Origin of the sequence: Xanthomonas fragariae, assembly GCF_900183975.1 — a bacterium.
GTDB lineage: Bacteria > Pseudomonadota > Gammaproteobacteria > Xanthomonadales > Xanthomonadaceae > Xanthomonas > Xanthomonas fragariae.
In genome coordinates this window covers 1,258,105-1,272,935 of record NZ_LT853882.1, presented here as the reverse complement: position 1 = coordinate 1,272,935, position 14,831 = coordinate 1,258,105, and the positions used below count along the sequence as shown (strand labels likewise).

General features: G+C 62.0%; 7 protein-coding genes. 6 read left to right on the top strand and 1 reads right to left on the bottom strand.

What is annotated here, in order from left to right; genetic code table 11:
* Positions 1-39: 39 nt before the first annotated feature.
* Positions 40-1,773, top strand: a complete 1,734-nt coding sequence (locus PD885_RS05805) for a type IV secretory system conjugative DNA transfer family protein (protein ID WP_040763020.1) — start codon at positions 40-42, stop codon at positions 1,771-1,773.
* Positions 1,774-1,993: 220 nt separating this feature from the next.
* Here the strand turns inward: PD885_RS05805 and PD885_RS05800 are convergent, their stop codons facing one another.
* Positions 1,994-2,992, bottom strand: a complete 999-nt coding sequence (locus PD885_RS05800; RefSeq protein ID WP_172402155.1) for a glucokinase family protein — start codon at positions 2,990-2,992, stop codon at positions 1,994-1,996.
* 714 nt (positions 2,993-3,706) lie between these two features.
* Here PD885_RS05800 and PD885_RS05795 point away from each other — a divergent pair.
* From PD885_RS05795 to PD885_RS05775, 5 genes are all read left to right on the top strand, one after another.
* Positions 3,707-6,394 carry a TonB-dependent receptor gene (locus PD885_RS05795; RefSeq protein ID WP_002814191.1) on the top strand — a complete coding sequence of 896 codons (2,688 nt, stop codon included), beginning with the start codon at positions 3,707-3,709 and terminating at the stop codon, positions 6,392-6,394.
* 209 nt (positions 6,395-6,603) lie between these two features.
* Positions 6,604-8,292: an alpha-L-fucosidase gene (locus PD885_RS05790; protein ID WP_002814194.1), complete on the top strand. Its 1,689-nt coding sequence runs from the start codon at positions 6,604-6,606 to the stop codon at positions 8,290-8,292.
* 14 nt (positions 8,293-8,306) lie between these two features.
* Entirely contained in the window at positions 8,307-9,368 is a 1,062-nt protein-coding gene (locus tag PD885_RS05785; RefSeq protein ID WP_002814196.1) for a glycosyl hydrolase family 18 protein, read from the top strand.
* Positions 9,369-9,631: 263 nt separating this feature from the next.
* Positions 9,632-12,076, top strand: a complete 2,445-nt coding sequence (locus PD885_RS05780; protein WP_002814198.1) for a family 20 glycosylhydrolase — start codon at positions 9,632-9,634, stop codon at positions 12,074-12,076.
* A gap of 21 nt (positions 12,077-12,097) precedes the next feature.
* Positions 12,098-14,794 carry a beta-mannosidase gene (locus PD885_RS05775; protein ID WP_040763021.1) on the top strand — a complete coding sequence of 899 codons (2,697 nt, stop codon included), beginning with the start codon at positions 12,098-12,100 and terminating at the stop codon, positions 14,792-14,794.
* Positions 14,795-14,831: the final 37 nt, after the last annotated feature.

Below are 14,831 nucleotides of genomic sequence, written 5' to 3'. Positions count from 1 at the left end.
GTGCACATGCCGGACGCAACGATATATGGAGATGGATGCATGAGTAGTAAGGGAAAAGTGGGCGTTGCAGCGATCTTGTTGATCCTTGCATTGGTTGCCGGGATGTACCTGTCCGGTTTCATCACATTGGCGCTGCTGAAGTTGCAGGTGCCGCTGAAAGCCACGACGTATCTGGAATATTGGAAGGCGCTCGACCTGCCGCAGGTAAAGCCTTATGTCCTGCGCATCAAGATAAGCGGCATCCTCGGCTTCGGCTTGCCCCTGCTGGGTTGGGCGCTGCTGCTTATCCCGATGCTCAAGAGCAAACAGGAATCCCTGCACGGAGAAGCCAGTTTTGCCACCGTCGCCGATCTGAAAAAAGCCGGAATGCTGGACAAAAAGCCGGAAAGCATCCTGGTCGGCAAACTCAAGGGCCGCTATATCTACATCAACGGTGCGCTGCACGTCATCGTGGTGGCACCAACGCGTTCGGGCAAAACCACCTCCATTGCCATCCCCGTGCTGCTGACTTATCAGCAGTCCATGGTGGTGCTCGACCTGAAAGGCGAATTGTTCAAGGCCACCAGCGGGTATCGCGCCTCGCAAAGTCAACAGATCTACGTCTGGGCGCCGTATGCCACCGATGGCAGGACCCACCGCTTCAATCCACTTACGCTGGTGCCGGACGATCCGCGCGAGCGTATCGCCTCCATCCAGACCATGGCGGCGATTCTGTATCCGGACGAACCAGGGAAAGACAGCTTCTGGGTCACCCAGCCACGCGCTGCGTTTGTGGCGTTCGCTTGTTTCATGTTCGAGCGATGGGACCGCAGGCGCAACCTGGGCTTCGATGGCGTGGACGATCCCAACCAGAGCCCGCTCTTTCCCAGTCTGGAGCGCATCCTGCGCTTCTCCAGCGGCGGTGACGGTGGCGAGAGCACCGCGGATCTGTTGAAAAATATTCTCACCAGTAAAAACTACAGTTACATCAGCCCGCAGACGCGCTCGACCTTCAACGCACTGGCCGGCTTGGCCGAGCAGACCTTCTCCTCGGTCATAGCCACCATGCAGGCGCCGCTGCAGCAGTTTCTGAGCCCGATCCTGGCGGCGGCCACCAATGCCACCGATATCGACGTCACTGCGATCCGCAAACGCCTCACCACTGTGTACGTCATTATCCCGACTCAGAAACTGGACGAAAGCAGCAAGCTGCTGAATATCTTCTTCAGTTCGGTGATCGGCAATAATCTCGACAAACAGCTCCACGAAGACCCCGAGCTCAAGTATCAGATGCTGATGCTGATGGACGAATTCACCGCCATGGGTCGGGTCGATGTATGGGCCAAGCGCATCTCGATCTCCGCCAGCTACGGCGTGCGCGATTTGTGCATTATCCAGAGCCAATCGCAATTGCGTGCCACCTATGGCGCCGACGACGCTCAGAACTTCATCACCAACCACGCCGCCAGCATCGTGTTCCCACCCCGCGAGCAGGAAGACGCCAACGCCTACAGCGATATGCTGGGCTACCGAGCGATCCGCAAGCAGAATCGCTCCACCAGCCGGGGCGGCGGCACAAGCAACGTGTCCTACAGCTACACCGAAGAACGCCGCGCATTGATGCTGCCGCAGGAAATCAAGGAGCTGCCCGGCGACAACGAGCTGCTGTTCTTCGAAGGCAGCAAGCCGATCCTTTGCGAGAAGAACTGGTTCTTCAAGGACAAGGTGCTGAAGAACCGCATCATGGACCCAGTGACGGTGCCTGCACTGGCACGGGATCAGGCGGCGAAGTAGAGCCAGGCCTGTCGATTCTAGATGCCGTTTTTTCCACAGTCCCTGTGGATGGACATTGCGTAAGGCTGTGCATATGTGCGCGCACGCCCCGGCACGTCACGCTGTCAAGGTGAGTGGTGAAAAAATCGCCACTGGGTTGCGGCGGCGTATCGGGTCTCTTCTCGGCTGCCAGACACGCCAGCACCAGCGATCAGTCCTTCCTGGATAGACGTGCAGCCGATCAGCGGCCGTGCTGCAGAAACCAGCTGGCCGCGCCAATCACACCAAGCTGCCCGTGCTCGACGATGCTGACCGGCACCTGCTCCAGCGCAGGGCGCAACGCGCCCTTGTCGAGCAGGCGCGCGACGAAATCGCTGCCGGCAATGAATGTCGCGATCTGCGGCAGAAACCCACCGGCCAGATAGACGCCACTGCGCACGCCGTAGAGCAGCATCAAGTCGCCGACTACGCTGCCCATGAAGCCGCAGAACGCCTGCAACGCGTCGCGCGCCAACACATCATTGCCCGCGAGGGCGGCAGTGGTGACGTCGGCCGGGCTGGTGCGGATTGCGGGCTCGCCGCGTAGTGCAGCCAGTGCGGTATACAAATTCAGCAGGCCGGGGCCGGAGAGCAGGTGCTCGGTGGCCACATGCGTGCGCGTGCGGCGCAGTTCCTGTAGCAACGCCACTTCCAGATCGCTGGCTGCCGCGAGCGCGGCGTGACCGGCTTCGGTCGGCAACACCACCGGGTTGGCGCCGTTGGGAATCCACAGCGCAGCACCCAGGCCGGTGCCCGGGCCGAGCACCAGCGCAGGCCCAGGTGCGCCTTGCGGCGGGCCGGACAACTGCATGACCTGATTGCAGGCCATGTAATTGGCCGCGTAGGCAACCGCTTCGAAATCGTTGACCAGATGCAACGCTTGCATACCGAGCTGGCGTCGAATCTGCTCGGGCGCCAGCAACCATGGCAGGTTGGCGGTGATCACGCTGCCGTCTTCCAAGGCGTAACCGGCGCTGGCAATGACGCCGCGCTTTACCGGCGCACAGCCCACCTCCGCGAAGTAGGCGACCATGATCTCGGCAAGACTTGGATAGTCGGCGCAGCGGTATTTGCGGTAGTCCAGCACAGTGACCGGCTTGCGCGCGTCGGCGCTTTCGCACACCAGCGCCAGGCGCACATGCGTGCCTCCCACGTCAGCGGCAACGAAGGTTTCGGGGCTTGGAAAGGCCACCGCTTCCATTGGACTGCTTGCGCTCACGCGTTCTCCTGATAAGTGGCAGCGAGCCGGTTATGTCCCGTTATCCGACGAACGGTAACGCTTAGACAACGTTGTCAGCAATCGTCCCGGAACGCAACCGTGGCAATCACGCACCAGCCGGGACGCCGCTAAGCTCATCATTCGCCGAAAATCCGCGCACTCAACGGTGATTCCCGCACAAATTCGGGCCACTCAAGCATACAAGGCGCGGTTGCGATAGAACGCGCCAATCGTGGAGGTGACTCACGGGCGGCATGTTGCGCAAGTCACCCGCGTAAACGGAACTCTCCGGGACAACAAATGCTGCATTGCAGCGCAATCGCAGCGCTCCAGAGATGTGTGACGATGTGTTGACAACGCTGTCAACGCTACGCGAGACTCGACCCAAATCGGGGTTCTGGCAGGAGGGGCCATGGACTGTTCGGTACTGAAAAACAGCTTGCGCCCCGCCTGGAATTCCAGATTCGTGAGTGGGGCGTCATTAGACATCCAACTCGCCGATGTCGCAGTCGCTATACCGTTCCACCACACGGGGACACCTCCTTCACCACGCGAATCGCATGGACCTGCTTCCAACGAAGCGAGCCAGCGGGATCACCGCGATCGGTCAGAGCGTGTCGTTTTGCCGGCCACGCGGAGTGTGTTGCGCCCTCACGGGCCAGATGCATTCACAGCACTAACCAACGAGGTTTAGCCATGCACAGTCGCACCACGACGTTAGCACTCTGTATTACCGCCGCTCTGTCCTGCTACGGCTCTGCAATGGCTGCCGGGCAAGAACAACAAGCCCCGGCCAGCGCGCCGCCGACCACCACCGAGCTGGATACCGTCACCGTCACCGGCTACCGCGCGTCGCTGGAAAAGAGCCAGTCGGTCAAGCGCTCGGCCAACTCGATCGTCGATGCGATCAGTGCCGAAGACATCGGCAAGTTTCCCGACACCAATGCCGCCGAATCGCTGGCGCATTTACCCGGCGTCAGTGTCGATCGCCAGTTCGGCGAAGGCGAAAAGGTCAGCATCAACGGTACCGACCCGGCATTGAACCGCGTGCTGCTCAATGGCCAGACCATCGCCTCCGGCGACTGGGGCGGCAACCCGAGCGACACCAGCGGCCGCACATTCAACTACACCCTGCTGTCGCCGGAAATCATCGGCCTGATGGAGGTCTACAAGACCCCGGAGGCACGTATCGATGAAGGCTCGATCGGCGGCACCGTGATCGTGCATACCCGCAAGCCGCTGGACTTGCCGGCCAACACGGTGCGCGGCTCGGTGGGCTACAGCTACAACGATCGCTCCAAGAACGGCAATCCGCGCGGCTCAGCACTGTGGAGCTGGAAGAACGACGATGAAACCTTCGGCGCGTTGATTTCGGCCACCCACGACAAACAGGACATCTCGCGCGCCGGCGTTGAATATTTCGGCTACACCACCGGCGCCAAGATTCCGGCCACGGCCACCATTACCGGCGATGGTAGCGATGTGGCCACCGCGCGCGTGCCGGCCGGGATCAGCAGTGCGTTCTTTCAACAGACCCGCGAGCGCGACGGCCTGCAAGGTGCGTTGCAGTGGAAGCCGAACGAGCAGAACGAATTCAATCTGACCGGCATTTACATCAAGGGCAAGTACAACAATGTCAGCCAGGCACGCTATGTCTGCCCGGATTGCAACAACGATCTGCAGAAGGTTACCCGCGCCAATGTCCAGAACGGCGTGGTCACCTCTGCCACGGTGTCGGACAATACGCAGGGCGGTGTCGACGACCAGCCGTATGCGCAGATGGACACCAATTATCGCGACAGTACGGTCACCACCAAGAGCCTGAACCTGCGTCACGACTGGTCCGGCGAAAAGTGGGTGTTTACCAGCCAGATCGGCGCTACCCAGGCGACCGGCGGCAAAAACCCCGAATACCTGATGAAGTACCTGATGCAGGACGGCGGCTATAACTACGCTTTCGACGGTAGCAAAACCGCGGTCAACTACGACAACGGCGGCGCGTCCAACTGGGGGCTGCAGGGCAACCCGGCCGGGCTAGCACCTGGTGCACAGTTTCTCCCGGGCACGACCATCAGCCCTGTGCAGGCCGGCGGCGTGTATTACCAGAAGAACAAGGACGAGGAAAAATACTTCCAGTGGGATGCGGCGCGCGATGTGCAATGGGGCCCGTTCAACAAGCTGCAGTTCGGCTACAAGTACATCAACCACGATAACGGCGTGGATGCGCGCGGCAACCGCATCAACACTACCGACCCGATCTCGCTGACTCAGTTCAACCCCGGCACCACGCCCAGCAGCCTGTACGACGGCCTGGGCGCCAGCGGCGATCTGACCACCTGGCCGACTGCCGACATCGGTGCCGTGCGCCGTTATCTGCTGTCGCAGCCGCAGGGTCCGTATGGCATCGACTACGGCGGCTCGTTCGACGTGAAGGAGATTACCCAGAACGTCTACACCCAGCTGAACTTCGAGTCCGGTCAATGGCGCGGCAACGTGGGTGTGCGTCTGCTCGACACCACCGACAAGTCGGAGTATTGGCAGAGTTTCGATAACAGCGCCAATTATTCGCGCGTTGCAGAAACGCACGAGTACCGCAAGGCGCTGCCGAGCTTCAACGTGGCCTACGACCTAGCCGATGACGCGGTCCTGCGCTTCTCTGCCGCCAAGGTCATGGCACGCCCGCGCTACGCCGATCTGGCCGGTTCGTTCACTGTCAATAGCGGCAACGGCAACCTGACCGCCAGCGGCGGTAACCCTGACCTGAAGCCTTACGAATCCACCAACTACGACCTGGCCGCCGAGTGGTACTTCGCCCCGTCCAGCATGCTCTCGGGTGAAGTGTTCTATCGGGATATCAGCTCGTACATTGTCAGCACCACCGTGTCCGAGCAGCGGCCCGCAACACCGCTGAACCCGGCAGGTATTTATCAAGTCACCACACCAACCAACGCCTCAGACGCCAAGGTCAAGGGTGTCTCGGTCAACTATCAGCAGACCTACGGGCTGGGTTTCGGATTGCAGGCGAATTACACGTTTGCCAAATCCGACTCCAGCTCGGGCTTGAACCTGCCGTACCTGTCGCGCGACACCTACAACGTGATCCCGTATTGGGAACACGGCGACTGGACGGTGCGGGTGAACTACAGCTACCGCTCCAAGTACTTCACTGCAATCGGTCGTTTGGCATCGGAGGACTTCGCAGACAGCTACAAGCAGCTGGACCTGACCGCTTCGTATCAGATCACCGACGCGATAGGCATCACCTTCGGCGCAACCAACCTGCTCGATTCTACCTACCGGTTGTTCAGCGAAAGCCGCGATACGCCAACGGCGTTCTACAAGAACGGCCGCGGCTATGAGGCTCAACTCAACGTCAAGTTCTGATGAAATGCAGCGCGCCACCGACTCTGTTCGGTGGCGCGCTTTTATTGCCTGCTCATCTGCATCCAGCGATGCCAAGCCATCGCTTGGAGGCAGGAGTGGAACCGGCGATGCACCTTCATGATGGAAGGTGCATCGCCAGGCCCGCTTACGCCGCTCACTGGCCGGTTGCAGCGTTGCCGGCACGTCTTCGCTCACAGGATCACGTTCCCATGACGACCGATCGCCGCAACCGCACGGCTTCCTTCTGCAACCACGCTGGAGCTGCACCCAGCACTCGGGCGCTTGCGCTCGCGCTGCTGTTGGCATGCCCGGTGTTGTCGGTGCAGGCGGCCGAGTCTCCCACCGCGCCGACCGCCACCACGCTCAGCCCGGAACAGATCGATCAGCAGTGGTTGAGCGCCACCGCCAAGTACGTACCCGAGCGCGCGCGGCTGGTGCGCAAAGCCGAACAAGGCGCGCGCAAGGGGCCGTTCCGCCCCGACTGGACGGCGCTGAAGGCGTATCAATCGCCAGCGTGGTACGACAACGCCAAATTCGGCATTTTCATCCATTGGGGCGTGTTCTCGGTGCCGGCGTTCGGCAGCGAGTGGTATTCGCGCAACATGTATCTAGAAGGCTCCAAGGAATTTGCGCATCACGTGGCGACTTATGGCCCGCAGGCACGTTTCGGCTACAAGGATCTAATCCCCAAGTTCACCGCGACCAGGTTCGACCCCAATGGCTGGGCCAGACTGTTCCGCGACTCCGGCGCGCGTTACGTGGTGCCGGTGGCCGAACACCATGATGGCTTCGCGCTATACGACTCAAAGTTGTCGGACTGGACGGCCGCCAAGATGGGGCCCAAGCGCGACCTGCTGGGCGAATTGTCCAAGGCAATCCGTGCGCAAGGCCTGCACTTCGGTTTGTCCTCGCACCGTGCAGAACACGATTGGTTCTTCGACGGCGGGCGCAAATTCGATTCGGACGTCAACGACCCACGCTATGCCGCGCTATACGGCCCGGCACAGGTCCGCCTGCCCGGCAAGGACGATGCCGATGTGGCCAACGACTGGACGCAGGTCTCGCAGGCCTGGCTGGACGATTGGCTGGCACGCACCACCGAGTTGATCGATACCTATCAGCCGGACCTGATCTATTTCGATTGGTGGATTGCTCACCCCACCTTCCGCCGCAGTCTGCCGACGATGCTGGCCTATTACTACAACCAGGGCGTGGCGCGCACCGCAGCCGACCGCGGCGTGGTGGTGAACTACAAACTGGGCGCTTTCCCGGAAGGTGCCGGCACGCTGGACATCGAGCGTGGCCAGCTCACCGGCATCCATCCCACCCACTGGCAGACCGACACCTCGGTGAGCAATGCGTCTTGGGGCTTTGTCGAGAACGACACCTACAAATCGCCCACCTTCATTATCCACATGCTTGCCGATGTGGTGGCCAAGAACGGCAACCTGATGCTCAACATCGGCCCGCGTGCGGATGGCTCGATCCCGGATACCGAGCGCGACATTCTGCTGGCGATCGGGCGTTGGCTCACGACCAACGGCGGCGCGATCTACGACAGCAAACCGTGGCGCGTGTATGGCGAAGGCCCCACCGAAGTGGTCGGCGGCACCTTCCAGGACGTCAAGACCAAGCCCTACACCGCCGAAGATTTCCGCTTCACCACGCGCGATGGCGCTCTGTATGCGATCGAACTGGGTTGGCCGGCCGGTGGCAAGGCGGTGATCCATTCGCTCAACGCCACCGATGGCGTGCGCAGCGTGACGCTGCTGGCCAACGGCAAGAAGGTGCCGTTCGATCAACAAGCCGATGGCCTGCACCTGACCCTGCCAGCCAAGCCGGTGGGCGAACACGCCTACGTGTTCCGCATCGATCTTTCCACTTCCCACACTCTCTGACGGATGCTGTTTTCATGAGCACGCGATTGACCTGGATACTGCTCGCGCTCGCGCTGGCGTTTGCCTGTGCGCCTGCATTGGCCAAAAACCCCACGGCGTTGTTCTATCTGATGAGCACGCAGAAATCGACCAACGCGTTCCTGGCCAATGTCGACAAAATCGATGTGGTGGTGCCGACGTGGTACGGCGTGGACCAAAACGGCCTGGTCAACGGCACGCCTGACATGTACCTCTACAACATCGCCAAGCAGAACAAGATCCGCGTGATGCCGATCCTGTCGATGACCACCGGTCGCGATGGTTTCCACAAGTTGATGCACGACGAAGCCGCCAAGAAACGCATGATCGAATCGCTGCTGATTCACGGCAAGCAGAACAAATACGACGGCTTCCAGTTCGACTTCGAAAACATCGCCTGGACCGACCGCGATGCCTACACGTTGATGGTCAAACAGACTGCCGATGCGCTGCACAAGGCAGGTTTTAAGCTGTCGGTGGCGGTGGTGCCGAATGCACCGGGCCATGCCGAAGGCGGCCAGTTCTCCAAGTGGATGTGGGAATACTGGCGCGGTGGGTACGACCTCAAGGCGCTGGGCCAGGCCGTGGATCTGGTCAGCGTCATGACCTATGACCAGCACACCCGCTGGACCACGCCCGGCCCGGTCGATGGCATGGTATGGATGAAGAAGAATCTGGATTACGCGATCACCCAGGTGCCGAAAGAAAAGCTTTCGCTCGGCATCGCCACCTACGGCTATCGCTGGTACACCGGCAACCCGGTGAAGGAAGACGGTACCGAAGCATCGAACATTTCCGCCACGTATATCGATGCCGACGAATCGTTCCCGCTTGCGATCGAACAGAACGCCACCGTGCAGTGGGACCCGGTGGAGCAGGAATCATGGTTCTACTTCTATCGCGATGACATGCGCGAGTGGGTGTTCCGCCCCGACGCACGCAGCTTCAAGGCGCGCTACGACATGGTGAAGCAGTACGGCCTGGAAGGTTTCAGCTGCTGGGTGCTGGGCGCGGAAGACCCGAAGGTGTGGGACGCGTTGCCGACCGCGCAGCGCTAAGCGCGTTATCGCAACGCTGGACAACCTGGCGGGCGCGGTCGGTGCGCGAATCGGAATGCACGCACTGGAACCCGGTTCCTACGCTGCCCACGCTCGTCTTGCAGCGACTGATGCTGGTGCGCTTTGTTGCTCCACCACGCACCACGCGCCACACACGCTGCGCGCCGGAACGAAGCGTGCGCCAGTCCCTGCGCCATCCAGTATGGCTTTGCTACTGTGCGTGACTGCCGTGTTCCTCCCCGCCCACCTCGGGATGTGATTGCATGATGTCGAACTCCGCACTGACCGCACGCCTGACCGCATCGACAACGCTGTCCTCGCGGTTGCTTACGCTGTCGTTGGCAGCCGTGTTGCTGGCTGGATGTGACCAACGCGAACTGGCCACCACCCCTGCTGCGGCAACTGCTGGTGCATCTGCAATAGCGCCTGCTGCCAACGCGCCGCTGCCGCTGATTCCTGCGCCGGTCGAGGCCAGGCGCGGCAGTGGCAGCTTCAAGATAGGCACCGGCACGGTGATCTCGATTGTCGGCGGCGATGCCGATGCACGCCGCAGTGCCGAGCATCTGGCCAGCCTGTTGCAGCGCACCGGTGGCCTGAGGTTGGAAGTGCGTGCCGAAGCCACGGCATCGCCAGGCAGCATCCGCCTGGAGCGCAGCGCGCAAGCGCCAGTGGCACAGAAAGAAGGCTATAGCCTGGACGTGGGTGCCACCGGCATCCGCATCGCCGCACGCGATGGTTCCGGGCTGTTGTATGGCGCGATCACTGCCTGGCAATTGATGACACCGGATGCGCGCAAGGGCGAGGTTACGGTACCGGCAGTGGCGATTGGCGATTGGCCGCGTTTCAGCTGGCGCGGTCAGCATCTGGATGTGGCCCGCCACTTCCATGACGTAGACACGGTCAAGCATGTGCTCGATGCGATGGCTGTGCACAAGCTCAACGTGCTGCATTGGCATCTCACCGACGACCAGGGCTGGCGCATCCAGATCAAGCGCTATCCCAAGCTTACCGAGGTCGGTGCATGGCGCACCCCGCCCGGCGCCGGTCGGCACGGCACGCCGCAGCGTTATGGCGGTTTTTACACGCAAGAACAGATCAGCGAGATCGTCGCCTATGCCGCACGGCTGCATATCACGGTGCTGCCCGAGCTGGACATGCCCGGGCATGCGCAGGCCGCAGTAGCGGCATATCCGGAAGAAGTGGGCGTGCCCGGCAAGCGCACCCACGTGGGTGTGGATTGGGGCGTCAACCCGTATCTGTTCAATACCAGCCAACGCAGCCTGACCTTCATCACCAACGTGCTGGATGAGGTGCTGACGCTGTTCCCGTCCACGTATATCCACATCGGTGGCGATGAGGCGGTCAAGGATCAATGGGAAGCCTCGCCGGCGGTGCGCGCGCAGATGCGCAAGCTGGGGGTCAAGGATGCGCATGCGATGCAGGGCTGGTTCAACGCGCAGCTGGCGCAGTACCTCACCGAACACGGGCGGCGCATGATCGGCTGGGATGAAATTCTGGAAGGTGGCGTGCCGGCCAGCGCATCGGTGATGTCGTGGCGCGGCATCGAGGGCGCGGTGACGGCGGCCAGACAAGGCCACGACGTGGTGCTGGCGCCGGGCGACTGGCTGTATCTGGACAATCTGCAGACCACGCGCAGCGACGAACCGAACGGTCGCCTGACGGTGCTGCCATTGTCGAAGATCTACGCATTCGACCCGGTGCCGGCAGAACTCACCGCCGAGCAGGCCAAGCATGTGCTGGGCGCGCAAGGCGCGTTGTGGGCCGAATACATTCCATCCGAATGGCATGTGGATCATGCATTGTTCCCACGCCTGTCTGCGGTGGCGGAAGTGACGTGGTCGCCGGCTGCTGCGCGCGACTGGAACAATTTTCTGGCGCGGATGCCGGCCCAGTTGCAGCGCTACAAGACATTGGGCATCGATTACAGCGACGGCGCATTCGCAGCAGATATCACGCTGGAAAACGGCCCCAACCCGGTGCTCGCCGGTGGCCCGGCCAGGGTGGCGCTCAGCACTCAGACCGCCGCGGGCACCCTGCACTACACCGTCGACGGTAGCGCGCCCAAGCCCACATCGCCGCGCTATGAGGCACCGTTTACGATCCAACTGCCGACCACCGTGAAGGCGACCGCATTCGCAGCCGATGGCACGCCGCTGGCGGCAACGCGCAGCCGTACTTTCGACCGTGCAGGGCTGCTACGTGTCGATACGCAAGGCCTGCGCGACTGCGTCCAGACAGGCGCGCTCGACTTGCGCTTGCCGCTGCTACCGGAGATGACCGGTGCCGATACACCGGTCTACAACGTCGATCTGTTCCATGCTTGCCGCATTTATCCGCAAGCGCGCCTGGACGGTATCGGCGCGATCAGGATCGAGGGCGCACGGCTGCCGAACAACTTCGGCCTGGCGCACGAGCAATCCAAGGTGGTGCAGTTTCCGGCCAACACGCGCGGCGGTGAGCTGGAAGTGCGCCTGGGCTGCGAAGGCGCATTAATCGCCAGCGTGCAGTTGCCCAACAGCGACACCCTGGGCGAGCAATTCACGCTGGAAACCGCACTGCCCGCACGCACCGGCATTCACGATCTGTGTCTACGCTTTACCGCGCCGATTCGCGGCCCGTTGTATGCCATCGGCGCGGTTCAATTGATCGAAACCACCGCGCAGGCGCCCCCTGCCGCCACGCGCTGAGCCGTCCAAGGAGAGTCACGCATGCACCTGTCCCGCCGTCGTTTTGTTCCCGCCCCCGCCTGTCTTGGGATGGCCCTGGCCTTCGCCGCCGCCATCTCGCAGGTCTGGGCGGCGGCGCCCACAGCGGTGACCCTGGACAGAGGCTGGCAGGTGCGGCTGGTGCCGGGCCAGGCGCAGGCAAAATCCTATCCCAAGGCCGCGGCATGGTTGCCGGCGCAGGTACCGGGCGCAGTGCAGACCGATCTGATCGCCGCCAAGATCGTGCCGGACCCGTTCTATCGCGATAACGAAGGCAAGATCCAGTGGGTGGGCCTGAGCGATTGGCAGTACCAGACCCGCTTCAACATGGATGCGGCCACGCTCGAACGCGCGCATGTGGAGCTGGTGTTCGATGGCCTGGATACGTTTGCCGAGGTCACCCTCAACGGCAAGAAACTGCTCAGCGCCGACAACATGTTCCGGCAGTGGCGGGTGGATGCAAAATCATTGCTCAAGCGCGGCGACAACGTGCTTGAAGTCAAGCTGTTCTCGCCGATCAAGAAGATCCAGCCATGGTTGGCCAAGCAGCCGTACGCGCTTCCCGGTGCCTACGATTCGGCGTTCGGCGACGAGCCCCAGGCGCGTCACAGCTCCACGTATGTCCGCAAGGCGCCGTACAACTTCGGCTGGGATTGGGGCCCGCGCATCGTCAACGCCGGCATCTGGAAAGACGTGCGCGTAGAAACCTGGGATGCCGTGCGCGTGGATGGGCTGCATATTGCCCAGCAACGCGTGGATGCCGACAGCGCGCAGTTGCAGGCGCAGCTGGAGCTGCAAGCCGGCCGCAGCGGCCCGGTGCAGGTGACGCTGGATATGCTCGGCCCAGATGGGCAGCCGGTGGGCCAGTTCACGCAGCAGGCGGTGGTCGATCCGGGTCACAACCGCATCGATCTGCCGGTGCGTATCGCAAAGCCCAAGCGCTGGTTTCCGGCCGGCTACGGCGCGCAGGACCGCTACACCTTTGTGGCCAGCGTGCGCGATGCCGACGGCGACAGCCAGCAGATCAAGCGCATCACCGGCCTGCGTTCGGTGCAGCTGCGTCGCGAGAAAGATCAATTCGGCAAGAGTATGGAGATCGTGATCAACGGCATCCCGATCTTCGCCAAGGGGGCCGACCTGATTCCGCTGGATGCGTTCCCCGCGCGCGTGAGCCGGGAGCGCATGCGTAGCACCTTGCAGGACGCCCGCGATGCCAACATGAACATGCTGCGCATGTGGGGCGGCGGGCATTATCAGGACGACTATTTCTACGACGTGGCCGACCAACTGGGCATCATGATCTGGCAGGACTTCATGTTCGGCGGAGCAGTGCCACCGTACGACGTGGAGTTCCGCGAGAACACCCGCCAGGAGGCGATCGAACAGGTCAAGCGGCTGCGCGACCATCCCAGTATCGTGCTGTGGTGCGGCAACAACGAAGTACAGACCGGATGGGAAAACTGGGGCGACCGGGTGAAGTTCAAGCAGTCGTTGGACCCGGAAGAACGCAGCCGCATCGAGCGCGGCATGACCACCTTGTTCGGTACCGTGTTCCGCGAAGTGGTGGCCACCTACGATAGCGACGTACCGTACTGGGCCACGTCGCCAGGCACCAATTTCGATGGTGCCGCCGACCAGGCCAACGATGGCGATATGCATTACTGGAAGGTATGGGGCGGCCCAGCGCTGCCGGTCACCGACTACCTCAACGTCACCCCGCGCTTCATGTCCGAATATGGCTTGCAGTCGTTCCCGGACATGCGCACCGAGCGCGCCTTCGCGCAACCGGGCGACATGGATCCGGAATCACCGGTGATGCGCGTGCATCAGAAGTTCGACAAGGGCAACGGCAACGAGCGGCTGATGCTGTATATCCGCCGCGAATTCGGCGAGCCCAAGGATTTTGAAAGCTTCGTCTACCTGAGCCAGCTGATGCAGGCCGAAGGCATTAACCTGGCCGCCTCGCATCTGCGCGCTTCGCGTCCGCAATCGATGGGTTCGCTGTACTGGCAGCTCAACGATGTATGGCCGGGTGCGTCGTGGTCGAGCGTGGATTACTACGGCCGCTGGAAGGCGCTGCACTATCACGCGCGCCGTTTCTACGCACCGGAAATGATCGCCGCGTTGCGTAACGACCAGGGTCGGACCGAGATCTCGCTGGTCTCCGATCGCACCACGCCGCTGGCCGCACGCTGGCGCATGCGTGTGCTGAGCATGGACGGCAAGGTGCTGAGCAAGCGCGAGGCAACCGCCACCGTCGAACAGCTTGCCAGCCTGCAGGTGGGCAATTTCAGCGACAAGCAATTGCTGGGCAGCGCTGATCCGAAGCATGCGTATGCCGTGTTCGAGTTGTTCGACGGCGCGAAGCTGCTGTCGCGCAACGTGGTGTTCTTCGCACCAGCCAAGCAGCTGGCCTTGCCAAGCGCGAAGATCGATAGCCAGTGGCGGGCCGATGGCGATGGCTACGCGCTGACGTTGTCCAGCAACACGCTGGCGCGCGAGGTGTGGCTGTCGTTTGGCGATATGGATGCCACGCTGTCGGACAACGCATTCGACCTGCTGCCGGGCGAGCCGTTGACCGTGCATGTGAGCAGCAAGGCCGCGCTGACGCAGTTGCAGTCCGCGTTGCAGGTACGCGATCTGGCCAGCACGTTGGCCGGTGCGCCGCACGAGGCGCCAGCGTTGCATATTGATCAATAGCAAGTCACTGCCCGCAGCATCATTGCGGGTAACCCAA

Bases quoted from the DNA above. Each gene is read 5' to 3' on its own strand.
- PD885_RS05805 (WP_040763020.1), top strand. From the start codon at position 40: ATGAGTAGTAAGGGAAAAGTGGGCGTTGCAGCGATCTTGTTGATCCTT.
- PD885_RS05800 (WP_172402155.1), bottom strand. From the start codon at position 2,992: ATGGAAGCGGTGGCCTTTCCAAGCCCCGAAACCTTCGTTGCCGCTGAC.
- PD885_RS05795 (WP_002814191.1), top strand. From the start codon at position 3,707: ATGCACAGTCGCACCACGACGTTAGCACTCTGTATTACCGCCGCTCTG.
- PD885_RS05790 (WP_002814194.1), top strand. From the start codon at position 6,604: ATGACGACCGATCGCCGCAACCGCACGGCTTCCTTCTGCAACCACGCT.
- PD885_RS05785 (WP_002814196.1), top strand. From the start codon at position 8,307: ATGAGCACGCGATTGACCTGGATACTGCTCGCGCTCGCGCTGGCGTTT.
- PD885_RS05780 (WP_002814198.1), top strand. From the start codon at position 9,632: ATGATGTCGAACTCCGCACTGACCGCACGCCTGACCGCATCGACAACG.
- PD885_RS05775 (WP_040763021.1), top strand. From the start codon at position 12,098: ATGCACCTGTCCCGCCGTCGTTTTGTTCCCGCCCCCGCCTGTCTTGGG.